This is a genomic window from Hyphococcus lacteus, from assembly GCF_041058985.1.
Taxonomy (GTDB): Bacteria; Pseudomonadota; Alphaproteobacteria; order Caulobacterales; family Parvularculaceae; genus Hyphococcus; species Hyphococcus lacteus.
Genome location: NZ_JBEHZE010000001.1, coordinates 887,601 through 909,589 on the forward strand (window position 1 = coordinate 887,601; position 21,989 = coordinate 909,589).

The window sequence follows — 21,989 nt, forward strand, 5'->3', positions numbered from 1 at the left end:
TCGGTGCCGCAGCTGTCATTAAAATGAGCGCGGGTTTAGTCGCCGAGGACGTTGAGGCGTAGTTGACGAGCGCGAGTTAGGATTGCGTTCTCGATTTCCCGAGCCGTTGCCGGGTTCACCGAGGCGTCATTCCATGCGCCAGCTTCGTCGCGGGCCTGGCGGAATACTGAAACCCGAAGGGCATCGGCGCGCAACGCACTGTCGAGAATATAAACATTGGTTTTGAAGCGCTCATTCGGGATTTCCGGGTTCACATACCACTCGGTGATGATCAAGCCAGCAATCGGGTCCGCCGAAAAAACGGGCAGAAAATCAAGCGTTTCAAGGGATGCTGCCCAAAGATAGCGGTTAACCGTCGTCGCTTGGGCACCACGGCCAGATTTATAGTCGGCTAATGTTGCATTGCGGTCGGCATCTGCGCGGTTCCCACCGCAAGCCGCAAGGGCAGCGGCTGCGCCGGCCATAGCGAGTAGTTTGATAATAGTGCGTTTTTCCGGCTTCATCGTGCGAAATCCTGTATCCTGGCCGCTGTCTTGACCAATTCCTGTAACCATATCGTTGGAGGGCGGTCGGGCACTCCGTCAAGAGGCCGTGGCTTTGTTACCACAAACCGCCAATTACACAACGGGGAACCATGGAGTTGCTTGAACCGGCGAGCCGGAGGTGCGAACATATTGCTTGGTCATAAAGTCAGAATCTTTATGCCGTTAACCATATTGTGAGTCTTGTTTCGATAGGACTGGCAAGTCAGTTCTTGATTACCGGGGGTGGCCCGGAAATTGAGCGGTCGATGCAACGTCGCATTTTTGCAACGGCATGCGGCGAAAACTGTGTGGTTTAGCGGTCTGGGCTTTGGACTCCCGAAGGTTTTGGGGTACAGGGGCGCTGTGTTGGGAGGGAGCCGGACGTGATTGTCCGGTTTTGTTTGAGTAAGTTGTGGGGACTGGCTCAAGCGAACAAAAGAGACGATAACGCGGCCACTGCCTGTATACTGGGCTGAGGTGAGTTTAGGTGAAGGGTGAAATTGTCGGGAAGTCCTGATTTTTTCACATAACGTGACGGATAGAGACTGATGACCAGTCTTCGGACAGTTATGTTAGGTGTAAGCGCTGCGGCTTTGACCGCTGGCGCTGCCCTTGCTGCTGATCCCGTCGAAATCGACGTCAAAGGCGAGGCAAGCGTTGCAGCGGGTCTTGTGGACGGCGATGCAAAAGCTGATGCAAACGCAGAAGTCTCGGTTAAAGGCTCGACTGTTCTTGATAACGGTATTGAGGTCGGGGCTGTTGTCTCTGGTCGGCTTGATGGCGACCAGCCGGGACAAATGTTTTCCGGGGGTCGGTATTCAAGCCTTTTGAGCGGTGGTCCACGCGGAATCGCACCCACCGATAGCGACGCATATCTTCAGGGTGCTTACGCTTATGCACGCGGTTCGTTTGGTCAGGTTATCGTTGGCCGCGATCAGGGCGTTGCGCGTTTACTTGGTGTGACCTCCCCTACGATTTTCTCATCAGTAAATGTCAATAATTGGCAGACGGATCTTTCCGGCCTTAATGACATTCACACGCTGAATGATTTTACTGGTTACTCGACTAAAATGACCTATATGCCGCCTGCCAATTTCTTAGGCGGTGTTTTGGGTGGTTTACAGCTTGGTGTTTCCTATTCACCGGTATTGCGTAATTGCGGCGATCTGTTGTGCGCACCGGAAGCTGGCTTTGTGGTTTCGCCTGAGGGCATCATGCTTACTGAAACAAGTAAGTGGGACGATGCAATCGAAGCCGCCATGTATTACGAAAAAGGCATCGGTCTGGGTACAGATCGATTGTTTGTTGGCGTTGGTGCCAGCTTTATTCATGCTGACGAAGACACACGCACTGTTTCTTCGGTTTTTGGTGATTACGAAGCTTATTCAGTCGGTCTTAATCTTGCTTATCGTGGCATTACGCTGGGTGGTTCGGTAAAATCGACGAATGCTGGTCTCGCCACGTTTGGTGATGATGGCTACCTCGCTTTTGACGCGGGTGTGACTTACCGCACAGGTGAGGACGCTGGCGATGTTGCCTTCATGATCGGTGTTGGCCAATCAGAGGCAAATGTGATCGGTGCAAATCCGATTGACCCTACTCTTTTCCGAGATACACGCAGTGCGCAAGCAGGCGTGACCTATGTTCTTGGACGCGGCATATCGGTCGGCGCAGCTGCCCAATATGTAGAGTCTAAGAAACCAGTGGCCGCAGGTGGACCAGAAGAAGCCACCACGGTTGTGATCGAAAGCTCGATCAAATTCTAAGAATTCTAAGCGCCTAAAGCTTAGAGGGGATATGGGACGGGGCGGTTCTTTTTTAGAGCCGTCCCGTTTCGCTTTTGTGGTGCTCGCGTTAGGATGCGTGATGTGAAATCTCAAAAGGCACCCAAATGACCCATACCAATAACCACATTGATTATGTTGAATTTGTCGCTGCTGACCTTGGCGCGGTGAAAGCATTTTACGAAAAAGCATTTGGATGGGAATTCGAAATCTGGGGTGAAGAATATATTAGCTTCAAAAGCGCTGGTCTTGAAGGCGGTTTTCACCGCGCTGAAAAGCCCAGCCCTGCGGGCGCACTAATTATTCTTTATGCCGATGATTTAGAAGCAAGCGAAAAGAATGTTGTCGAGGCTGGCGGAGAAATTACGGAGCGGCATGAATTCCCCGGAGGCCGCCGGTTTCATTTCCGTGACCCGGCTGGAAACATTTTAGGGGTTTGGACGATTACGAATTAATCAGCGTTGAATGCGCCAATGGCCGCAATGCCAACGACATTCGGGCTTGCTAATTGATGAGCGTTGATCGGTGTTACGCCGCCTAGGGCCACCACAGGCAATGGCGCTTGTGCCGCGAGGGGTTTGAACGCCGCAGCGCCAATGGCCGCCTTGCCTGTATGGCTATTGGTCGGGAAAGCCGGCGATAACAACGCCATCGTGGCACCACGTTGTTTTGCAGCGATAAGTTCCGTTCCGTCGTGGCAGGCCGCGGTCATGAAAAAACGGTCTGGTAGGTCAGTCCGTTTCAGCTTTGACCATCGTGGGCAATGCACGCCATCGGAATTTACGGCTATCGCTAAATCTGGGTCATTGCCAACAAGTAGAAATACGCCGCGTGCTTTACAGATAACTGAAAGTCTTTTTGCTAATCCCGCCCGCTGCGGTAAGTCATAATCACGCAGAATAACCGCAGCACCGCGCGGAAGGACACGTGCAATAACTTCCGGCTGGGCGATACGTGTCTGGTCGGTGAGAAACGCCAACGAAAAAGGTACGGTTTGTCCCGATTGGTGTTTGAGCGCAGCAGCGGCGGCTGCTAGTTTCCTCGCCCGTAAACGGAGTCCTTGATGACGATCGACGACCATAGTCTTCCTAACAAAACCGACCCAGTTGCGAATCTTGCGGCGATCCGGGAGGAAATCAACCTCGCCCTTGTTGAAGCCGGCAAGCCTGCCGATAGCGTAGCTATTGTTGCGGTCTCGAAACAGCATGATGTGGAGCGTATTTTACCGGCACTAGAGGCAGGGCATCGCATTTTTGGCGAAAACCGGGTTCAAGAAGCTCAGGCCAAATGGCCGGATTTAATATCCCGCTTTTCTGACACAGAGCTTCGGTTGATTGGCCCGTTACAGACTAACAAAGCCAAAGAGGCTGTGGCGCTATTTGACGTGATTGAAAGTTTGGACAGACCGAAACTTGCCGCCGCGCTCGCGAAGGAAATAAAAAAACAAGAGAAAACCCCGGCGTTGTTTGTTCAGGTGAATATTGGCGAAGAAGATCAGAAATCAGGAATAGCACCAAGTGCGGTTCAAGCATTTGTTGATGATTGCCGCGATGAATATGGCCTTTCGATTGAGGGGCTGATGTGTATTCCGCCAGCTGATGCTGACCCCGCGCCACACTTTGCTCTTATGGCAAAACTTGCCAAATCTTGCGGGTTACATTCGCTATCGATGGGAATGAGTGGTGATTACACTATTGCAGCACAGCTCGGTGCCACCCATGTTCGAATTGGTAGCGCAATATTTGGGCAACGACCCCCGAAATGAGCTATCATCACGGCGACATAACAAAAAGTTGTCTCGTCGTGAATTTCATTTGGGGTCAGTTCAGGGCTAAGACGCGATCTCATTCATGTGACTTGTTCAGGGCATATGACTTATTCAGGGAAGAGGCGGGCAAAACATGAACCGTTCAAAGAAGATTTTGCTAGTAGATGATGATGAGCTTTTGCGCGATGCATTGGTTGATCAATTTGGCGTTCATGATGAATTTGCGCTGGAGCCGGTTTTAACGGCGAGTGCCGCTATCGAGCGGGCCAAAGAAGAAGCCCATATCGATTTGGTGCTGCTCGATGTTGGCCTGCCGGATATGGATGGCCGAGAGGCTTGCCGCATCATGCGAAAAAACGGCTTTAAATCTCCGATCATTATGCTGACTGGTGCTGATAGCGAGGCCGATACGATTCTCGGGCTTGATGCCGGGGCAAACGACTATGTCTCTAAGCCTTTCAAATTTGGCGTCTTGTTAGCTCGCGTGCGTGCGCATCTGCGGAGCCATGAACAAAGCGAAGATGCAGTGTTCAAGGTTGGGCCATACGAGTTTCGCCCTGCGGTAAAAATGCTGGTTACGGCCGAAGACAAAAAAATCCGCCTGACTGAGAAAGAAACATCGATCCTAAAGTTTCTTTACCGCGCGGGCGGCAAGCCAGTCACACGTGACGTATTGCTTGATGAAGTCTGGGGTTATAACTCTGGGGTAACAACGCACACGCTGGAAACACATGTTTATCGGTTGCGTCAGAAAATTGAACCGGACCCCTCAAATGCGTCAATCTTGTTAACCGAAAGCGGCGGTTACAGACTATCCCTATAGAGAGTAAAATGACTGTTACGATTTATCATAACCCGCGCTGTTCGAAATCTCGCCAGACTCTTGCCTTGATTGAAGAGCAAGGGATTACACCGACAATCGTTCGTTATCTGGAAAACCCGCCGTCAAAGGCAATGCTTAAGGCTATTGTTACAAAGCTAGGCGTTAAAAGTGCGCGCGAAATTATGCGCGTCAAGGAAGCGCCCTACACGGAATTGGATCTCAGCAATGTTAGCGCGGATAGCGCGCTAATTGATGCCATGGTCGAAAACCCGATTTTGATAGAGCGTCCGATAGTTGTGAGTGGCGATAAAGCCGCGATTGGCCGTCCACCTGAAGCGGTGCTGGAAATTCTCTAAGAAGAAATTAGCGCCTCAATCTCGATGCGTTTTTGCATTAAGGCGCGATAGCCTTCTTCGATAAACTCATCGGCGCGATCAAACGATGTGGGCATTGCGTTTCGCATATCCGGTTTGATAGATATTTCTGGTGCGTCGATTGCTGCTTTTGCACGTGCGAGCTGCATTTGAAAAATATCAGCGGCGGCATAGGCTGTCTCGAATAAATGCGGTTTGGCCCCTGCCCGTGCCTTGGCGTATTCTATCTGTTTTTCAATGGCGGCCTTGGTATCATCGATCAACTTGGTTACAGCCCCCGTCATTGTTTCTGGTGCAGGAACATTTGTGGGTAGTAATGCCGGAACAGAGCTTGGCGGTGCATCAAATCGGTCCAACACCTTCGGAACGGCATTAAGGTCAATCGCGATGACGATATCAGCGCCTAATTCACGCGTAAGCGAAACCGGCACCGGATTGGCAAGCGCACCATCCACAAGCCACCGACCGTTTACATAGACCGAATGAAAAGCAACCGGGATTGCGCTTGATGCGCGTGCCGCATCGATCACCGAGCCGCGCAACATTTTGACCTCTTCACCGGTGGCAAGGTCAGTGGCGACGGCACCAAATTTGATGGGTAGATCTTCGATGTTTTGGTCGAAACTACGAAATGCTTCAAAAGCGGGTGCAGTGTCGATGAACCCGCCGCGATGCACTTTTAATGTAAAGCGTTGCAATGCTGAAAGAGACCCGAGTGATCGGGCCCAATGGGTAAATTCGTCAAGTGCGCCAATGAGATGCGCGCCACCAACCAACGCACCAACAGAACAGCCGGTGATCACCTTTGGGCTTGCGCCGATCTCGTCGAGTGCCTTGAGGACGCCGATATGTGCCCAACCACGCGCCGCGCCCGACCCCAACGCCAAACCTAAAGTTTTCGCCATCACTTCTCTCCGAATAGTGACCTTTAGATGGTCATCGACGCGATATCATTCAATGTCATTTGCCGACGTGGATTGAAACATGAACCTTTGGACACAAAACCAAACCTTCGAATTTATATTCTCGAAGTTGCCAGTTGTTGGGGAAAAAGCACTGCCAATGGAGTCTATATGACGACGAGATAGGACCTTGCCGAAGGTGGCGTGACCAATCGAACCGCGCCATAGTTAACGGTCGAATCATCAAATTTGGAGTGTCCCCCAGTGTCCGGCGCGGAATCCGTAAAAACCTTGCAAGAAGAGCTTTTAGACCAGTCTCCGGGAGAGATGCCACCACGCCCCCCGACTAATGATGATATCATTGCGATGATGGATGAAGCAGCGTCAAAAGCGCAGAAAACGAAGCCTGACAATGGCAGCTTGATCAATGTGGCGACGTTCTGGCTCCTCTGGGCGGGCGTGTTCGTCGCAATCGCGGCAATCGTTTACGTGATTGTAAGTGCGCGGGATTCCGGCGGAACGGGGTTGGTGCTAGCAGGTGGGCTCGCCTTGTTGATCGCCGTGTTTTTAACTGGTGCGGCGCTTAAAATGTTCTCGCCGGTGTTGGCCGCAGGGGTGATGTTGCGGCGTGTGACCGGTAAGCGCCCCGCTGAAGCGGTTGAGTTGGCGGGCGCTGAAATTTTGAGTGCGCTTGGATTAGCGGAACGTGTTCTCGATGCCGATATTGATGCGCGGTTGGTTGCGCGCCGTGACGGTGTGGTGACCTATGCCAACCGCGCTTATTCGCAGCTAGCGAAAGAGGCGGGCGTGATGGGCCCTGCGGGACTTCCACCGCGTATTGACCGGTTGTTTGCTCAACAAGGCGCAGAGGCCACCAAAGTTTTCCGTCTTTGCAAAGCTGCAAAAAGCGCGGAATCCGCTGAAGAAATTATCTATCAAACGATGGGCCTTCAAGGCGGTGGTGACCGTCGTCGCTTTGAGGTCAGTGTACGCCCTATTCGCGGGGCGGACGAACATGTGGTTTGGCGGCTGAGAGAGCTTCCGGTCGAAGAGGCTGAACGCGATAGTTTGGCAGCTGCATATGCAGATTTGCCGCGTCCGGTCTTTGCGCTTGAAAAATCGGGCCAAATTGCATGGGCGAATGCGGTTATGCGGCAAAAGCTGGGCGCAGAACGCGGTGCACTTATTTCGATTGATGATGTTGTGCTGGGGGAGACGAGTGATCTCATTAGCGGACTTTGGCGAATTGATCGGGCGCCCATTATCGCACAAATACGACGCAAGAATGCCGATCCTGCAGAGGCTAGCTTTTGTGCATTTCGGCGCGGCGGCGTTGGCGAAGGGTTCGCCTGTGTTGAGCTTACAATTGACGAAGCAGCGGACGAGGTAGAGGACGTTGCGTTATCTGGTGATATTTCTGAATCGCCTTTCGGGGTTGCAATTATCGAAGGTGAAATTAACCGCGATGGCCGCGTCGTCGAGGCAAATAAAGCATTCACTGATGCGTTTGGCACACAGAAAAAAAATGCACCCCTTTCAAAATCCCTGACTGGTGAAACATTAGAAGAATTGGCCGAAGAGATCCGGCGTAAAACCCGCGCGGGTGGCTCTCCGAAAGCGATTGAAGCAACGGTCGGCACGGGCGTACATGCGCGTACATTTGCGTTGTTTGCGCGGCCAGTGCGGCGGAAGCGTGGTTCATACGGAACGCGCCGTACCCTGCTTTATACTGTGGACGTTACAGACCGTAAGCAGATGGAAGAGGAATACGCACAAGACCAAAAGTTACGCGGTATCGGTGAGCTAGCGAGTAAGGTCGCGCATGATTTCAATAATTATCTTCAAGTGGTTATTGGTCATTGCGAACGGTTGATGTTGAAACACCCGGCTGGCGATCCGGCCTACCAGGACCTTGTTCAAATTAGAGAAAATGCACAACGCGCAGCAAATACGACTAAACAGCTTTTGGCATTTTCGCGTAAGCAAACGCTGAAAAGCGAAGTTCTTTCTATTACCGAACTTCTCCGGGATTTCTCACGTTTTCTTACTCGATCTATTAGCGAGAAAGTCAAACTGGAACTGGTCAATGGTCGCGCCCTGCCATCGATCAAGGTGGATCGCCATCAGCTGGAAACGGCTATCATGAATCTTGCGGTAAATGCCCGTGATGCGATGGGCTCCAATGGTGGGACGTTGACCATTCGTACACAATGTATTTTGGCGGCGGACGTAAAGTCACGCGAAGTTGTGGGGCTTCTTGACCAAGACTATGTCCTGATCGAAATAGCCGACACAGGGCCAGGAATCCCGCAAGAAATCGCGGACAAAGTTTTTGATCCGTTTTTCACCACAAAAGAATCCGGCAAAGGAACGGGCCTTGGGCTTTCGACCGTCTATGGGATTGTGCGTCAACTCGACGGCGTGATTGCGCTGAAAGCTACAGAAAACAAAGGCGCGACATTTGAGATCTATCTTCCGGCCTATGACGCCGAGGAAAATACTGATGAGGTGCAAGCCGCGCCGGTACCGCGCAAGGAACCACAGGACCTAACGGGTGCCGGGCGGATTTTGATTGTAGAAGACGAAGACCCCGTGAGAAACTTTGTTGTCGCGACACTTGGTGACTGCGGCTATGAAATTAGCGAAGCTGAAGATGGTGATGAAGCGCTTGAAATTCTTGAAGAAGATCAGGACTTCGATTTGATTATTTCTGATGTCATGATGCCCGTTCTGGATGGCCCGTCGATGGTGGCGCAAGCGCGTGAAAAACTGGGTATTCAGTCAAAAGTTATTTTCATGTCTGGCTATGCAGAAGCAGCTGTGCGAGAGCAGCTCGATATGATTGATGGTGCGGGTTATATTCAAAAGCCATTCACTCTCAAAGGGATTGCGGTTGCGGTGAAAGAAACGCTCTATCCCGTAGAGGACTGATTTTATATTACGATGTCTGGCGGGCATCACTTTGAAAACGAAAAAGCGTAGATAGGGCGGCTTAATGCGGCAGATAGTATTTGACCTTGAGACAACCGGTTTCAAATTCGCTGAAGGGCACAGAATTGTTGAAATCGGCGCTGTTGAAATGGTCAACGGTGCTGTCACGGGCCAGAATTTCCACACCTATGTGAACCCCGAGCGCGACATGCCCGATGGCGCTTATAAAGTACACGGACTTTCTGCAGCGTTTTTGAGCGATAAAAAAATATTCACAGACAAAGACGTCGCGCCTGCGTTTTTGGAATTTGTTGGCGACTCACAATTGGTTGCTCACAACGGAATTGGTTTTGACCTCCCGTTTTTGAATGCTGAACTTGCGGCGGCGCGCTTACCTGTTCTCAACAAAGACAATATTGTTGATACGCTACATATTGCCCGGCGCAAATTTCCCGGATCGCCGGCCAGTCTTGATGCGTTATGTGCGCGGTTTGGTATTGATACCTCGACCCGTGAACGTGATGGCCATGGGGCGTTGCTCGATTCGAAATTGCTCGCTGCTGTTTATATCGAATTGACGGGTGGCGCGCAGGCAGGCCTCGACTTCAAACGCGATGATAGCGAGAGCGCAAGTAGCAACGGTATGAAAGTAAATCGTGCACCGGCGCGGCAACGGCCAAAGCCGCTCGCGTCATTTGTTACTGAAAATGAAAAATCGGCCCATGACGCTTTCATCGCCGAGATGGGCGAGGAAAGCGTTTGGTGCCGGATCGTTAAAGCAGACGCTTAGTTTACAGGCGTCGCTTGTTCGCCATTACCATTACCTTGTTCAGCGGCACGTCGCTGTTGGTTGGCAATATAGATCCCCATGAAGTCGATTGGCTCGAGCATCAAAGGCGGGAAGTTCCCGTTGCGGGTCGCATCGGCAACAATCTGACGCATGAACGGGAACAATAGGCGCGGACACTCAACCAGCATCACCATTTCAAGTTGTTCACGCGGAACGTTAGTGATTTCGAAAACGCCAGCATATGTCGCTTCGACCACGAACATTGCTTCGCCATCTTCGCGATTGGCGCGGGCGGCGACCGATAGCTCGATCTCGTACTGGTTCGGATTTAAAGCGCGACCCTGAACATCGACATTGACTTCGATTTTTGGCGTGGAATTTGACTGATAAACTGCGGGCGCATGTGGGTTCTCAAAGGACAAATCCTTCAGATATTGCGCAAGAACTGTCAGTGCTGGTGCGGTTTGCTGGCCTTCTGGACCGGCGGCATTATTCGGATTAGCAGGCGTATCGGACATGAGATTGTTCCGTTTTTTGTCATCTTTTGAAAGAGCGCGCTCATTACACGCCCTTAAAGGAAGCTGCAACCCGGGCAACGGCCCAGCGGAAGCAACGGCGAGGTGAGGAGGCTTAACGCATTAAATCATCATGACGAACGACGCGCGCTCTGATCATTCGAAGGGCAATACGCGCGAGTGAACGCCGAATTGGCGGCACCAAAAGCAAAAATCCGGCAGCATCGGTAAGGAAGCCGGGGGTCATCAAGAGTGGGGCTGCCACAATTAATAATGCGCCATCGACCACCGAATCGACAGGTAGTCGCCCGGTCTGAAGGTCATTATGGGCCGCATTTAACGCAGCCAAACCCTGCATTTTAATGAGGAATCCGCCAAGAAAAGCGGTAAAAACACAGGCCAGAAGGACCGGCAAAACCCCAAAAGCATTGCCAGCGGCCAATAAGACCGAAATTTCTGCAATTGGGCCGATAATAAAAAGCGCTAGGAGGATAAACAGCATGATGCTCCGGGTGTATTCTGTTCAATGGCTCCTATATAGAGTGCGCTTTGGTAATATTAAGGTTTGAAGGCGATATTGGACGATATGGATCCAGTTCTTCTCTTTTTCGCCGGTGTGGCGGCGTTTGTAATCTTTCGTTTGATCTCTGTGATGGGCACTCGTACGGGCCACGAACAGAGCCACGATCTTGAGTCTATCCAGCGCGCGTCCCAAAAACGCGCCGATGATGAGCCTCAGGACCATGTGGATGAGGTTGTGGTCCGTAAGCCAGTATCTGAACAGGCTCGGGCTTTGCGCGAAGCTGACCCGACCTTTGACGAGGCGGAGTTTTTGGCAGGTGCACGCAGCGCATATGAAATGATTATTGAGTCATTTGCCTCAGGTGACCTCAAATCAATCCGCAGCTTTCTAAATAGCTCGGTCTATGATGCTTTTAAGGGCGCAGTGGTGGAACGCGACGCTGCGGGATACACATCAGACCTAAAATTTGTCGGTATTGAACGCGCAGCGATCATCGATAGTGCAGTCGAAGGTGACAATTTGGTTGCGATCGTAGAGTTCGCATCAAACCAGGTTCGAGTGACGCGCGACCGTGATGGCGAGGTTGTTGACGGCGACTCCAATCGGATTGATCTTGTCAAAGACCGATGGAAGTTTTCTCGCAAACGCGCCAGCAATGATCCCAACTGGATGTTGGTTGCCACCGGTGGCACTGAATAATTTGAAAATGCATTGCGACAAATTGCGGTCTGGTCGATAAATATCAGACAGCTGCGTTTAGTTTATTGTGACCTGCGGAAGTCACTGTAACCGCTTTGCGCAAATTGATCCTGATAGGGAATGCAGACCGTGATTTCATCGACAGGAACTTTGTTGCGATTGTTTCTGGCTGGGGCGCTGTTGATTGCGGCGGCAGCGGCGGTGTTGGTTTTTACAGGCATTATTCCGGCTTATTATGAACGAGAATTTTCTGATGATGATTTTGGTCCGGCCAGTCTAGAGTTTAGTCTTGCAACCTATGACGACATTGATGGTTGGCGCGGTGACGACCCGACCGAGGCGCTTAGCGCGTTTATGCGTTCGTGCGAAATTTTTGAAAAACTCAGTGCTGAAACTGCGGCAAATCCATTAGAAAATAAGGCATTAACCGGTGTAGCGCTTGGCGGCACAGTCGCTGATTGGCAACGCCCCTGCCATGAAGCGCGTGCCCTGACGGTTAGCGCCTACAGTGATCCTTCGATTCGCCGCGGCGCTATTCGGAAGTTTTTTGAATTTCACTTTCAGCCGATCAAGGTCCATGTAAAGCACGTTCCGTTGCCGGATGGCCCAGCACGGCGTGCGGAGCCAAAAATCGAAGAAATAGGTGTTTTCACAGGATATTACGAACCGGTATATTCGGCCTCTCATTCCCAAACGGAGCGTTTTTCTGCACCACTTCTTCCGCGTCCAGATGATTTGGTAGAAGTCGATTTAGGGAAGTTCCGCGATACCTTAAAAGGAGAGCGAATTGCGGGTCGCCTCATCGGGAATCGTCTTGACCCTTATGATGATCGGCGTGCAATTGAGAAAGGTAACGTGCCTGATGAGCCGATTGCATGGCTCGACCCGAACGATCTTTTCTTTTTGCAAATTCAAGGATCGGGACGTTTGGTTTTTGAAGAAGGTGAGAATATCCGTGTTGGTTATGCCGGCCAGAACGGACACGCATATACCGCGATTGGCCGGGTCATGGTTCAACGAGAAATTATGCCGCTTGAGGCTGTTTCAATGCAGTCGATTCGGCAATGGCTTGATGATGCCTCACCAGAGGATGCCCAGGCCCTTCGCGAAGAAAATGCGTCATATGTGTTTTTCAACCGGCTTGATCAGGTTGCGCCTGAACTGGGCCCGCTGGGCGCGCAAGGCGCGTCTCTGACGCCCGGTCGGTCGTTGGCTGTGGATCGTCGTTATTATCCGCTTGGGATGCCTGTTTGGGTCGATATCGAGCCTCAAGAGGGCAGTAAGCCGTTAAGGCGACTAATGATTGCTCAGGATACTGGCGGTGCCATTCGCGGCCCGATCCGGGGCGATTATTTCTGGGGTTCGGGCGATGAGGCCGCGGCGATGGCGGGCGGCATGAACGCCAAAGGAAAAATGGTCATTTTGCTACCGCGTCGGTTGGCCGAAACACTACAACTTCGTGGGCGGAAACCATCGTGAAGCGTCGTCGTCACCTGTCTGCCGAAGAAGAAGCGCTTTGGCGAAAAGTGACCAAAGAAGTCACCACATATCGACCCCAAAAAGCATCAGAAAAGCCATTGGTTTCGTCACCGCAACGATCAATTTCAAAGCCATCGCGGGGCCATAACCCGCCAGTTCCGCAGGTAACACGGTCACCGGGTCAACAAAGCCCCTTACCCAGTCCGATTGGGGCTGGAGACCCCCGGCTAGATCGTTTGGCCAGCCGCGGACGAATCTCTATTGATGCGGTTTTAGACCTTCATGGTCACAATCAGGTCACTGCACGGATTGTGCTCCATAATTTCATCCGCGAAGGTCATGCGCGCGGCGCGCGGTGTGTTTTGGTGATTACCGGCAAAGGGGGGCCGGTTTCTGGCGGCTTGCTGAAGCCGAGGGATGGCAACGAGTTCGCGGGTGCTGGGCGTGGAATATTGCGCGGACGCTTTCAAGATTGGCTCAGCGAAGACCCAGTGCGGCGGTTGATCTCGCGATCAAGCACAGCCCATCAGCGTCATGGTGGAAGTGGTGCGTTTTACGTCTTCCTCAAACGCTAGCCGTTGAGCAAAACTTTCCAGACGAAAGTGATCACAATGGCGACTGGCAATACGTAGAAAACAAGAATGCGCGGTAGGCGGATCGCGAAATTTGTTTCGATGAAATCGGCCGCCCAATCCGAAACGGCTTCGTTCCACCAGCGACGCGGTTTGTGCGCCGGTAATTGGGCTTGTTGAGGGTCAAACGGCATTGCCGCTAAAACTGTTACACCGCGGTTTTTCCAGCGTTGGAAAGATTTTTTGATTGCACCATTCACGACTGAACCACGCATACGGCGGGTCAGCATTTTCAATGGACCATAGGCAAAATCATTTGGGTCGAACTCGATATCGAGAACGATTGAAGATGGTTTGTCGCGTTCGCTATCTTCGTCCAGTCGAACAATTGAATGGCGGACCCCGAAATTCCGAAGGAAGTTTTCGACATCACCAAGCGAAGCCGCAGTGCTGTCACGGCGAAAACGAAGCATGACACGCACGCCTTGTTCGCCTGTTGCTTGCACAGAAAGCAATATAAATGATGCAAGAGCAATCAGTGTGCCGAATAATATGGCAGATCCTGCTGTTAGGCCAGACAGCCAAGAAAGCTCTCCTGGAAAGCTAAGATTTAGGGGTGTCGCGGTTAGTAACCCAAAAGCACCCAGCCCGATCAGTGCTGTTGCGGCTGTACCGCCGACATATCCCAACATTTTGGAAAAGCCCGAGCCAATATTACCGCGGGGGTTGGAAATAGCTTGCAACCGACGAACCCAGTATGCCGTTTTTGCATCCGTTGTTCGGTAACGGTCCTCAACCAAAGTTTGGTCAGGGTTGTTCTCGACGACCATGAAGCGCGTTTTAGCGGGTGCCGCGTCATCATAATCATGATCAATTATGACATAATCCGACGAACGCATAGCGACTTCATAGGGAAGCACCATCGCGAATAGCGGATTGCTTTGTGCGTCGGCACCCAGGGTTGAAACAAACTGAGTTTTGCCAGAAATCGGATCAAACATTGTATTGGTTTGGCGATTTGTATTTGCTGACGAACGCGCAAGTCGCGCCAATTCACGATGCGGTTCAACCATTTGCGTTGTCTCGCGCACATCAACACCGATAGCCCGCATTCCATCAAGTTTTGATTTGCAGCGGCGTGCTGATTCAGGGCCAGCGAATACAACATCAATTCGGTCACGGATAAGTTTCTGATCCGACATATCGATGGGTAAGCCGGCCCGGGGGCTTTCGTTGGCGTATTCGCCAGAGGGCGCGTTATCGCTGCCAGAGTCTAATAGGCCCCATGATTTTCGGAAACGGCGCTGTAGTGATGAAAAGCCAGTGCCCGGGTGCGATGACTGAATGATGTCATAAAGTTGCGATTCATGAACCGCGAGGCAAAGCTTGTCTGTGGCTTCAACTTGATCAACGCCCAATAACGTGAATTGGCTCGCCATGGCGCGAAGCGCTTCAAAGTCGTAACCCGTATACGGATGATAAAATGGGATAACAGCAAAATCTGCTGTATCCTGTTTGACCGCCATCAAGGACTGTTCCTTGGTCCGCAGCGGCATTGTTTGTGCGACGTTGTAATCGAATTTGTTATTGGTGCTGGCTTTCTCGAATTCGCGCTCAACCCGAGAATTGACTGCGCCTAGCCCGGCGTCCGGAACATTGCCGTATTCGCGTGCCCGACGGAGAAATGAATCCGTCGCTTGATAACCAAACCCCCACTCCTCGCCTGTGAAAGCAATTTTTGGACGCTTTTTGCCATTCTCAAGCGGGCCGCGATTGCCGCTACCAGTTGTTTCTTGAGGTTTGTCCGCAAAACGAGGATCAGCGTCCTCCGCAAAGGACATCATGGATCGTCGCTTCCAGGTACGTGCCGCGCCGTCAGCCATGGTAATTCCCCGCTCTTTACCCTCTCACGAGCGGATAGATTAACCTGTCCTTAACGATCGTGAAAGCCCGGATTTGTGCGTGACCATAGGTCTTTGGGGCTATTTGTGCTGTTTCCGGGGCAAACGGGCAGGAAATACAACACTATTTCCTGCGGGGCCTTAGAGGAGCGGCAAAATTCGTGATGAAAATTTGGGCCGTTTTTATAGGATATACTTTGAAAGATCCGCATTCTTTGTGATCCCGCCGAGGCGGTCATTCACGAAATCGGCGTCAATTTTGATAGTTTCGCCCGTTTTATCGGCAGCTGCGAAAGAAACTTCGTCGAGTACGGTTTCCATAATTGTCGCCAAACGGCGAGCGCCAATATTTTCAACCCCACCATTGACCTCTGCCGCAGCATCGGCGAGCGCATCAATCGCATCTTCGCTAAAGTCGAGCGTCACGCCCTCTGTATTCATCAGCGCCGCATATTGTTTGATCAAGCTGGCTTCTGGCTCGGTTAGGATACGGCGCAAATCGTCCCGTGAGAGCGCGTCTAGTTCAACCCGGATCGGTAAACGCCCTTGCAGTTCAGGCAACAGATCAGATGGTTTGGAAAGGTGGAAAGCGCCAGATGCGATGAACAGCATATGATCCGTTTTCACAGGTCCATATTTGGTGGAAACCGTTGCGCCTTCAATCAACGGCAATAGATCGCGCTGCACGCCCTCGCGTGAGATATCGGCACTCGCTCGTTCTGAACTCCGGGCGATTTTGTCGATTTCATCAAGAAACACGATGCCGTCATTTTGTGCTAGATCAACCGCTTCGCGCCCAATGGTTTCGTCGTCCATCAACTGATCAGCCTCTTCGGCAAGAAGTGGTTCGTATGCGTCTTTGATTTTGATCCGGCGCGTTACTTTGGGTGGCTGAAATGCTTTACCAAGCATGTCGGAAAGATTGATCATACTCATTTGCCCGCCGGGCATACCGGGAATATCAAATGCTGGTGGTGCGCTTTGTGTTTCTCGTAACTCAAGGTCGATTTCACGATCATCAATTTCGCCGTCGCGTAGCTTTCGACGGAAGGCTTCGCGGGTGCTCTCGCTACCGCCCTCGCCTACAAGTGCGTCGATTACGCGGTCTTCGGCTGCGGCTTGGGCGGCAGCTTTTACTTCTTCTCGTTTTTTTTTACGGATCAAGCCCACTGCGATTTCCACAAGATCGCGCACGATCGAGTCCACATCGCGACCGACATAACCAACCTCCGTAAACTTCGTCGCCTCAACTTTCAGGAACGGTGCACCGGCTAAACGGGCAAGGCGTCGCGAAATTTCGGTTTTGCCGACACCTGTTGGGCCAATCATCAAAATGTTTTTGGGTGTGATTTCGTCGCGCAATGGCCCCTCGACCCGGCGGCGGCGCCAACGATTTCGCAGTGCGATTGCGACAGCACGTTTGGCAGCCTTTTGGCCGACAATATAACGATCAAGCTCAGAGACGATTTCGCGGGGAGAAAATTCAGTCATGAATAAACAGGAGTCCAAATCGGTTGATGAAACACCGCCTTCACATAAGCGTCCGCTCAAAAATCGCAATCCCGCACAAAAAAAGAGGCACCGGATCGGTGCCTCTTTGATGTTTGGTTTTGCCTGCTATTAGCGAACTGTTTTTTTCCGGCTCGCAAAGCCGAACCCTGCCATTCCGGCCAAGAAGAGCGGGAATGCGGCTGGTAGCGGTACGTCTGATACTTCCATCACGCTGACAGAGCGTAATTTCCATTCGTCGTTAGAGCCGCTGGCACCAATGCCAAAAAGATTGCTCACCAGATTTAGCCCCACAAGATCAGCTAAGCCACCGCCGGGAATGTCACGTCTGCGGGCAATCCGTTCGAGAATGCCGTCACCGTTGCTGTCCATGAACAAGTCAAAATCGTCGTTGCTTTCTACATAGGTGAACATCGCTGAAGCGAGTTGAACCGCAGTATCAAAGCTTAGGATGAGGACTTCATTGCCGTTGCGGCCGTCAACGCGGTGGTCGCCATCATTTGGCAGGCCGTTGCCGCCATCATGGTCAAGGCCGGTGCCGTTTGAATAAACCCGTGGTTCGGCGTCGCGGGCACCAGGTGTGACGACGGCATTACCGACATTGCTGGTGTCAGTGAACATGCCGGCGCTTACGGTCATAACGACCCCGTCGACAGTGTATTCTTGGAAATCATTTCCGGCACCGACGCCACCACCAGTCCCGTTGGCGGAAAAGCCTGATGTGGTCATGCTAAAAGTGGCAGCATTAGCGCCGGCGAACAGGGCCCCAGTGGCCATGGCTGTGGCAAATAAGGTCGAAAAAATCGGTTTCATGCGAACTCCAGAACAAAAATTTTCGCAAGGCCGCAGTCGCTGAACAAATTGGGGATTACAGCGGGCGTACCATTGCGGTGCAACACGCCCTAAGGGTGCAAAAAATGGGCAACACCAGCCCTGCCCGTGTTGGATTTTTGCCGTTTTCAGAAAAATGTAATGATTTCAGCGGCTTATAAATATAATTGCGCGCTCAGCCTCGCGGTTCATCACAAACTGCGTCGTCGCTGCAAAAAATACACATGGGGTGTTTCACCCTGAGACGCAGTATAATCAGCGCTCCAACGTCTCAACTGTTAGCGACTCGTTGGTATAAATACAGATTGTCGCCGCGATGCCCATTGCTTTGCGTACGACCTGCTCAGCGCTCAGGTCTGTCTCTGTCATCAATGCCAGCGCGGCTGATCGCGCATAGTCGCCGCCCGACCCAATGCCGGTTACACCATGTTGCGGCTCCAAAACGTCCCCTGCCCCAGAAAGGGTTAGCGTCACATCTTTGTCGGCGACAATCATCATGGCTTCGAGACGCCGCAGATAACGGTCTGTCCGCCAGTCTTTGGCGAGCTCCACACACGCGCGTGTCAGTTGGTTGGGGTATTGTTCCAGTTTGGCCTCAAGCCGTTCCAGCAATGTGAAAGCGTCGGCTGTCGCACCAGCAAAACCTGCGATGACCTTACCGCCCGCAAGGCGTCGGACCTTTTTTGCGTCGCCTTTCACCACTGTTGGGCCAAGACTGACCTGCCCGTCCCCGCCCACACAGATCGTGTTGCCTCGGCGAACGGCGAGGATAGTGGTGGCGTGCATAGACGGTTTGCTCATGTTTTTCTCATTTCTCAGGTTCGATGGACGGCGCGACCATAATTCAATAGTAGGAACTTTGGTTTATCGCGCATATGACAGTCTGGCTTGCGATCCGTCGCTTCCTTGCCATCTAGGAGTGCGCAGGTCAAAGACAATGGGCGCGGCGACCCGAGAAGAAATAGTGCCTGAGGAGACAGCGCCATGCGTGCGGCTACGATAGAGCGAAAAACCCGAGAGACGGAGATTTTCGTCGCCATAGAGTTGGACGGTACCGGTGATTATGACATCGAGACTGGCATCGGATTTTTTGATCATATGCTCGAGGCTTTTGCGAAGCACTCTATGATCGACTTAAAAGTGCGCGCCGAAGGCGACTTGCATATCGATATGCACCATACGGTCGAAGATGTAGGCATTGTTATGGGCCAAGCGGCTGCGAAGGCGCTTGGGGATTGCAACGGTATTCGCCGTTTCGGTGCATCCTATATCCCTATGGATGAAACACTATCACGGGCGACGCTTGATATCTCCAAACGTCCTTATCTGATTTGGAAAGTTGATTTTGCTCGGCCAAAAGTTGGCGACATGGATACAGAACTTTTCAAAGAGTGGTTTCATGCTTTTGCGATGAATGCCGGTATCTGCCTGCATGTAGAAAACATCTATGGTGAAAACACACACCACATAATTGAAAGCTGTTTTAAAGCGTTGGCGCGGGCGTTCCGTGATGCGTTAGAGGTTGATCCACGCAGCGATGGTGGTTCACCATCGACAAAAGGGTCGCTTGGCAGTTAGCGCATAAAGAGCAGGTAAACGATAGTAAATACCACAACGATTCCGGCTACGGAATAACCTAGAATATAGCGCAGGTGGTCGCCAGTGTGTCCTTGGCGAACTTCCTCTGTGGTTCGATCAGCCGGAGTGGGTTGGGCGGTTTCGCTATTGGTCACGTGGATTTCATCGCTTGTATTTTCAGCTTCTTCTGACCTGTCGCGTGACGGATTTTCTTCGCGGGTGCGCTCGTTTTGGCGTGCGATATCCATGACGCCCTCCTTTACTCATTTGCCTCTATCTTACTAACAGGTCGCGGCGGTTGGGGTTCCCTCCCTCGCGGTTGTCACGACTGAGATCAAATATTGACGTCGCAGCACGTTTCAGATGAGATCGCGGCTGGGCTGGAGACATAATGCGCCCCTCCCTTGTTGTGTTTTCTTGTTTGTATCGAATGGGCGCGAAAACTCAAAAGGGTTTAAACCAATGAAATTAAATGCATTTTTTGCCGCTGGTCTAGGTGGTGCGGCGATGTTTGGTACCGTATCGGCTGGAGAACTAGCTGATTCTTGTGTTGCGGCGCTTGAGGCCGACGGCCGCGACAGTTCCGGGTGCAGTTGTTTGGAAGAAGAAGTTGTGGCGAATGACCTGGTGGCTGAATTCACTGAATTGGCCGAAATTTCTGACCCTGCATCGCGTTACGATGCGGCCTCTGATGAAGCAAAAGCCGCTATGGATAAGTGCACACGATAAAAACTGGGGATGAAGATGAAAAACATATTTGGAACGCTCGCCGCGGCAGGATTGGTATTGTCCGCCCTACCCGCTTCCGCTTCGGAACTTGAGGCAAATTGCGAATCTTACGCCGAAGCAAATGGTACTGATCCATCAGGATGTAGCTGTCTGGCCGATACCGCTGACGCTGCCGTTGCTGAGGAATTGAGTACTGTGGAAACGGAGGCTGATCTTGAAATGCTGAGTGATACGGCGAAAGCCGCAATTCAGGCCTGCTGGCCAGACGCGTAGCGAAAAACATCTAAACGTGACGAAAAATACCAAGGCGCGCCATCACGGCGCGCCTTTTTTATATATTCGGCACTTGCCTCTCCTCTTTTGCTGGCTACAAGCGCGTCATGGCAGAAACACTGGCAATCATCGATTATGGCTCGGGCAATCTTCGCTCGGTTGAGAAGGCCGTTGAACGTGCGGCCCGCGAGGCGGGTCTGGCTCGACATATCAGTGTAACCGATGATCCTGCGATAATTCTCAGCGCTGACCGATTGTTGCTTCCGGGGGTTGGCGCGTTTGCGGCCTGTATGGCTGGCCTCAAAGCCCGCAAAGGTGTTCTTGAAGCAATCGAACATGTGGCCTTGGTGGAGCACCGCCCATTTCTTGGAATCTGTGTAGGGATGCAGCTTTTGGCCAGCAAAGGCTTGGAGTTCGGCGAAAACGATGGCTTGGGCTGGATTCCGGGTGAAGTTGCACCCTTTGAGCCTTCAACTGAGTTTCGCGCACCTCATATGGGGTGGAACAAAGTCACGACCGTGAGCCATCACTCGGTGTTTGATGGCCTCGACGATGAGGTTTTCTACTTTGCGCATTCGTTCCATTTCGAAGTTGAAAACGATGCTCATAATCTTTGTGTCGCAAGGCACGGAATCGAAATTTCTGCCGTAGTCGGGCGGGACAATATCTTGGGATGTCAGTTTCACCCCGAGAAAAGCCAGCGTGCGGGTCTCGCGTTTTTATCTAATTTTTTGACGTGGTCCCCAGCATGACAAGAGCGCTAACTTTATATCCTGCCATTGACCTGAAAGGTGGCCAATGTGTGCGTCTGTTTCAAGGTCAGATCGATCAATCAAAAGTCTACAATGAAGATCCAGCTAGTCAGGCTGGTGACTTTGCGTGTGCGGGGTTTTCGTGGGTTCATATAGTAGATCTAGATGGTGCATTTGCCGGTGAAGCACGCAATGCAAGTGCGGTCGAAGCCATCATGGCAAAGGTCGGCCTAAAGACCCAACTCGGCGGCGGCGTTAGAGATATGGCGGCGGTTGAGCGGTGGTTATCAACTGGTATGGCCAGAGTGATTCTCGGTACGGCTGCGGTGCACAACCCGGGCTTTGTCGTTGAAGCCTGCAAGGCATTTCCCGGTCAGATCGTATTGGGCGTCGATGCCAAAGATGGCCGCGTAAAAACAGATGGATGGGATGGCGATAGCGCTGTTGATCCGGTTGAACTTGTGAAACAGTATGCAGATCAAGGTGTTGCAGCGGTGGTCTATACTGACATTAGTCGGGACGGTGCGCTTGCGGGGGTGAATGTCGAAGCCACAGCCGCGCTCGCAGATGCGTCGGCCATACCGGTGATCGCCTCAGGCGGTGTGGCGTCATTGGCTGATATTGAGGCGCTAAAAGTCGCCCATGATAATATCGAGGGTGTCATCATTGGTCGGGCCCTCTATGATGGTCGGATTGACCCGAAAGAGGCGTTGGTTTTGGCCGGGTAGGGCC

At 52.0% G+C, this 21,989-nt stretch carries 25 protein-coding genes; 15 read left to right on the forward strand and 10 right to left on the reverse strand.

The window, feature by feature from the left end; genetic code table 11:
- Positions 1–35 precede the first annotated feature (35 nt).
- Complete coding sequence (locus tag ABFZ84_RS04265; protein ID WP_369312683.1) at positions 36–503, reverse strand: DUF3576 domain-containing protein; 468 nt, start codon at positions 501–503, stop codon at positions 36–38.
- Between the two features lie 569 nt (positions 504–1,072).
- On the opposite strand from ABFZ84_RS04265, the gene ABFZ84_RS04270 reads away from it, so the two are divergent.
- Positions 1,073–2,290: a porin gene (locus ABFZ84_RS04270; protein ID WP_369312685.1), complete on the forward strand. Its 1,218-nt coding sequence runs from the start codon at positions 1,073–1,075 to the stop codon at positions 2,288–2,290.
- Positions 2,291–2,415: 125 nt separating this feature from the next.
- Positions 2,416–2,763, forward strand: a complete 348-nt coding sequence (locus tag ABFZ84_RS04275; RefSeq protein ID WP_369312686.1) for a VOC family protein — start codon at positions 2,416–2,418, stop codon at positions 2,761–2,763.
- Here ABFZ84_RS04275 and ABFZ84_RS04280 read toward each other — a convergent pair.
- Positions 2,760–3,389 carry a thiamine phosphate synthase gene (locus tag ABFZ84_RS04280; protein ID WP_369312687.1) on the reverse strand — a complete coding sequence of 210 codons (630 nt, stop codon included), beginning with the start codon at positions 3,387–3,389 and terminating at the stop codon, positions 2,760–2,762. The two genes, ABFZ84_RS04275 and ABFZ84_RS04280, sit on opposite strands and share 4 nt — an antisense overlap.
- Here ABFZ84_RS04280 and ABFZ84_RS04285 point away from each other — a divergent pair.
- The 3 genes from ABFZ84_RS04285 (at position 3,372) to arsC (ending at position 5,255) form a co-directional block, all read left to right on the forward strand.
- Positions 3,372–4,073: a YggS family pyridoxal phosphate-dependent enzyme gene (locus ABFZ84_RS04285; protein ID WP_369312688.1), complete on the forward strand. Its 702-nt coding sequence runs from the start codon at positions 3,372–3,374 to the stop codon at positions 4,071–4,073. The genes ABFZ84_RS04280 and ABFZ84_RS04285 overlap by 18 nt on opposite strands.
- A gap of 136 nt (positions 4,074–4,209) precedes the next feature.
- The gene (locus tag ABFZ84_RS04290) at positions 4,210–4,899 is read left to right on the forward strand and encodes a response regulator transcription factor (protein WP_369312689.1); all 690 of its coding nucleotides are present in this window, start codon (positions 4,210–4,212) and stop codon (positions 4,897–4,899) included.
- 8 nt (positions 4,900–4,907) lie between these two features.
- Positions 4,908–5,255 (forward strand): arsenate reductase (glutaredoxin), encoded by a 348-nt coding sequence (gene arsC, locus ABFZ84_RS04295; protein WP_369312690.1) that lies wholly within the window; start codon positions 4,908–4,910, stop codon positions 5,253–5,255.
- Here the strand turns inward: arsC and ABFZ84_RS04300 are convergent.
- Positions 5,252–6,178, reverse strand: a complete 927-nt coding sequence (locus ABFZ84_RS04300) for a patatin-like phospholipase family protein (protein WP_369312691.1) — start codon at positions 6,176–6,178, stop codon at positions 5,252–5,254. The genes arsC and ABFZ84_RS04300 overlap by 4 nt on opposite strands.
- A gap of 261 nt (positions 6,179–6,439) precedes the next feature.
- On the opposite strand from ABFZ84_RS04300, the gene ABFZ84_RS04305 reads away from it, so the two are divergent.
- Together ABFZ84_RS04305 and dnaQ are read left to right on the forward strand one after the other, a co-directional pair.
- Entirely contained in the window at positions 6,440–9,106 is a 2,667-nt protein-coding gene (locus tag ABFZ84_RS04305) for an ATP-binding protein (RefSeq protein ID WP_369312692.1), read from the forward strand.
- Positions 9,107–9,170: 64 nt separating this feature from the next.
- Positions 9,171–9,896 (forward strand): DNA polymerase III subunit epsilon, encoded by a 726-nt coding sequence (dnaQ, locus tag ABFZ84_RS04310; protein WP_369312693.1) that lies wholly within the window; start codon positions 9,171–9,173, stop codon positions 9,894–9,896.
- Here dnaQ and secB read toward each other — a convergent pair.
- Both secB and ABFZ84_RS04320 read right to left on the reverse strand, forming a co-directional pair.
- A complete protein-coding gene (secB, locus tag ABFZ84_RS04315) occupies positions 9,893–10,414 on the reverse strand; it encodes a protein-export chaperone SecB (RefSeq protein ID WP_369312694.1) in 522 nt (173 codons plus the stop codon). The two genes, dnaQ and secB, sit on opposite strands and share 4 nt — an antisense overlap.
- 112 nt (positions 10,415–10,526) lie before the next feature.
- Complete coding sequence (locus ABFZ84_RS04320) at positions 10,527–10,913, reverse strand: FxsA family protein (protein ID WP_369312695.1); 387 nt, start codon at positions 10,911–10,913, stop codon at positions 10,527–10,529.
- A gap of 84 nt (positions 10,914–10,997) precedes the next feature.
- Here ABFZ84_RS04320 and ABFZ84_RS04325 point away from each other — a divergent pair, with 84 nt between their 5' ends.
- The 3 genes from ABFZ84_RS04325 to ABFZ84_RS04335 all read left to right on the forward strand — a co-directional run bounded on the left by ABFZ84_RS04325 (position 10,998) and on the right by ABFZ84_RS04335 (position 13,687).
- Positions 10,998–11,633, forward strand: coding sequence for a Tim44/TimA family putative adaptor protein (locus tag ABFZ84_RS04325; RefSeq protein WP_369312696.1), 636 nt, complete (start codon positions 10,998–11,000; stop codon positions 11,631–11,633).
- Positions 11,634–11,762: 129 nt separating this feature from the next.
- The gene (gene mltA / locus ABFZ84_RS04330; protein WP_369312697.1) at positions 11,763–13,112 is read left to right on the forward strand and encodes a murein transglycosylase A; all 1,350 of its coding nucleotides are present in this window, start codon (positions 11,763–11,765) and stop codon (positions 13,110–13,112) included.
- A complete protein-coding gene (locus tag ABFZ84_RS04335; RefSeq protein ID WP_369312698.1) occupies positions 13,109–13,687 on the forward strand; it encodes a Smr/MutS family protein in 579 nt (192 codons plus the stop codon). Before mltA ends, ABFZ84_RS04335 begins: the two co-directional genes overlap by 4 nt.
- Here ABFZ84_RS04335 and ABFZ84_RS04340 read toward each other — a convergent pair.
- From ABFZ84_RS04340 to hslV, 4 genes are all read right to left on the reverse strand, one after another.
- Positions 13,684–15,567 carry a hypothetical protein gene (locus ABFZ84_RS04340; protein ID WP_369312699.1) on the reverse strand — a complete coding sequence of 628 codons (1,884 nt, stop codon included), beginning with the start codon at positions 15,565–15,567 and terminating at the stop codon, positions 13,684–13,686. The two genes, ABFZ84_RS04335 and ABFZ84_RS04340, sit on opposite strands and share 4 nt — an antisense overlap.
- 201 nt (positions 15,568–15,768) lie before the next feature.
- A complete protein-coding gene (hslU, locus tag ABFZ84_RS04345; protein ID WP_369312701.1) occupies positions 15,769–17,076 on the reverse strand; it encodes an ATP-dependent protease ATPase subunit HslU in 1,308 nt (435 codons plus the stop codon).
- Between the two features lie 129 nt (positions 17,077–17,205).
- On the reverse strand, positions 17,206–17,907 hold the full coding sequence (locus ABFZ84_RS04350; protein WP_369312702.1) for a VPLPA-CTERM sorting domain-containing protein: 702 nt from the start codon (positions 17,905–17,907) through the stop codon (positions 17,206–17,208).
- Between the two features lie 273 nt (positions 17,908–18,180).
- Entirely contained in the window at positions 18,181–18,726 is a 546-nt protein-coding gene (hslV, locus tag ABFZ84_RS04355) for an ATP-dependent protease subunit HslV (RefSeq protein ID WP_369312704.1), read from the reverse strand.
- 183 nt (positions 18,727–18,909) lie between these two features.
- Between hslV and hisB the strand changes: the two genes are divergently transcribed.
- Positions 18,910–19,503 (forward strand): imidazoleglycerol-phosphate dehydratase HisB, encoded by a 594-nt coding sequence (hisB, locus tag ABFZ84_RS04360; RefSeq protein WP_369312705.1) that lies wholly within the window; start codon positions 18,910–18,912, stop codon positions 19,501–19,503.
- On the opposite strand, the gene ABFZ84_RS04365 is transcribed toward hisB, so the two are convergent.
- Positions 19,500–19,751, reverse strand: a complete 252-nt coding sequence (locus ABFZ84_RS04365; protein ID WP_369312706.1) for a hypothetical protein — start codon at positions 19,749–19,751, stop codon at positions 19,500–19,502. The genes hisB and ABFZ84_RS04365 overlap by 4 nt on opposite strands.
- A 214-nt stretch (positions 19,752–19,965) precedes the next feature.
- On the opposite strand from ABFZ84_RS04365, the gene ABFZ84_RS04370 reads away from it, so the two are divergent.
- The 4 genes from ABFZ84_RS04370 (at position 19,966) to hisA (ending at position 21,985) form a co-directional block, all read left to right on the forward strand.
- The gene (locus ABFZ84_RS04370) at positions 19,966–20,232 is read left to right on the forward strand and encodes a hypothetical protein (protein ID WP_369312708.1); all 267 of its coding nucleotides are present in this window, start codon (positions 19,966–19,968) and stop codon (positions 20,230–20,232) included.
- Between the two features lie 15 nt (positions 20,233–20,247).
- Complete coding sequence (locus ABFZ84_RS04375; protein ID WP_369312709.1) at positions 20,248–20,505, forward strand: hypothetical protein; 258 nt, start codon at positions 20,248–20,250, stop codon at positions 20,503–20,505.
- Positions 20,506–20,612: 107 nt separating this feature from the next.
- Positions 20,613–21,257: an imidazole glycerol phosphate synthase subunit HisH gene (gene hisH / locus ABFZ84_RS04380; protein WP_369312711.1), complete on the forward strand. Its 645-nt coding sequence runs from the start codon at positions 20,613–20,615 to the stop codon at positions 21,255–21,257.
- Positions 21,254–21,985, forward strand: a complete 732-nt coding sequence (gene hisA / locus ABFZ84_RS04385; protein ID WP_369312712.1) for a 1-(5-phosphoribosyl)-5-[(5-phosphoribosylamino)methylideneamino]imidazole-4-carboxamide isomerase — start codon at positions 21,254–21,256, stop codon at positions 21,983–21,985. Before hisH ends, hisA begins: the two co-directional genes overlap by 4 nt.
- Positions 21,986–21,989 lie beyond the last annotated feature (4 nt).

Coding starts and splice junctions, on each gene's coding strand:
- hslU (WP_369312701.1), bottom strand. CDS start 17,076: ATGACTGAATTTTCTCCCCGCGAAATCGTCTCTGAGCTTGATCGTTAT.
- ABFZ84_RS04280 (WP_369312687.1), bottom strand. CDS start 3,389: ATGGTCGTCGATCGTCATCAAGGACTCCGTTTACGGGCGAGGAAACTA.
- ABFZ84_RS04375 (WP_369312709.1), top strand. CDS start 20,248: ATGAAAAACATATTTGGAACGCTCGCCGCGGCAGGATTGGTATTGTCC.
- hisB (WP_369312705.1), top strand. CDS start 18,910: ATGCGTGCGGCTACGATAGAGCGAAAAACCCGAGAGACGGAGATTTTC.
- ABFZ84_RS04325 (WP_369312696.1), top strand. CDS start 10,998: ATGGATCCAGTTCTTCTCTTTTTCGCCGGTGTGGCGGCGTTTGTAATC.
- ABFZ84_RS04265 (WP_369312683.1), bottom strand. CDS start 503: ATGAAGCCGGAAAAACGCACTATTATCAAACTACTCGCTATGGCCGGC.
- ABFZ84_RS04300 (WP_369312691.1), bottom strand. CDS start 6,178: ATGGCGAAAACTTTAGGTTTGGCGTTGGGGTCGGGCGCGGCGCGTGGT.
- ABFZ84_RS04365 (WP_369312706.1), bottom strand. CDS start 19,751: ATGGATATCGCACGCCAAAACGAGCGCACCCGCGAAGAAAATCCGTCA.
- ABFZ84_RS04285 (WP_369312688.1), top strand. CDS start 3,372: ATGACGATCGACGACCATAGTCTTCCTAACAAAACCGACCCAGTTGCG.
- ABFZ84_RS04270 (WP_369312685.1), top strand. CDS start 1,073: ATGACCAGTCTTCGGACAGTTATGTTAGGTGTAAGCGCTGCGGCTTTG.
- ABFZ84_RS04290 (WP_369312689.1), top strand. CDS start 4,210: ATGAACCGTTCAAAGAAGATTTTGCTAGTAGATGATGATGAGCTTTTG.
- hslV (WP_369312704.1), bottom strand. CDS start 18,726: ATGAGCAAACCGTCTATGCACGCCACCACTATCCTCGCCGTTCGCCGA.
- ABFZ84_RS04340 (WP_369312699.1), bottom strand. CDS start 15,567: ATGGCTGACGGCGCGGCACGTACCTGGAAGCGACGATCCATGATGTCC.
- dnaQ (WP_369312693.1), top strand. CDS start 9,171: ATGCGGCAGATAGTATTTGACCTTGAGACAACCGGTTTCAAATTCGCT.
- hisH (WP_369312711.1), top strand. CDS start 20,613: ATGGCAGAAACACTGGCAATCATCGATTATGGCTCGGGCAATCTTCGC.
- ABFZ84_RS04275 (WP_369312686.1), top strand. CDS start 2,416: ATGACCCATACCAATAACCACATTGATTATGTTGAATTTGTCGCTGCT.
- arsC (WP_369312690.1), top strand. CDS start 4,908: ATGACTGTTACGATTTATCATAACCCGCGCTGTTCGAAATCTCGCCAG.
- ABFZ84_RS04320 (WP_369312695.1), bottom strand. CDS start 10,913: ATGCTGTTTATCCTCCTAGCGCTTTTTATTATCGGCCCAATTGCAGAA.
- ABFZ84_RS04350 (WP_369312702.1), bottom strand. CDS start 17,907: ATGAAACCGATTTTTTCGACCTTATTTGCCACAGCCATGGCCACTGGG.
- secB (WP_369312694.1), bottom strand. CDS start 10,414: ATGTCCGATACGCCTGCTAATCCGAATAATGCCGCCGGTCCAGAAGGC.
- ABFZ84_RS04370 (WP_369312708.1), top strand. CDS start 19,966: ATGAAATTAAATGCATTTTTTGCCGCTGGTCTAGGTGGTGCGGCGATG.
- hisA (WP_369312712.1), top strand. CDS start 21,254: ATGACAAGAGCGCTAACTTTATATCCTGCCATTGACCTGAAAGGTGGC.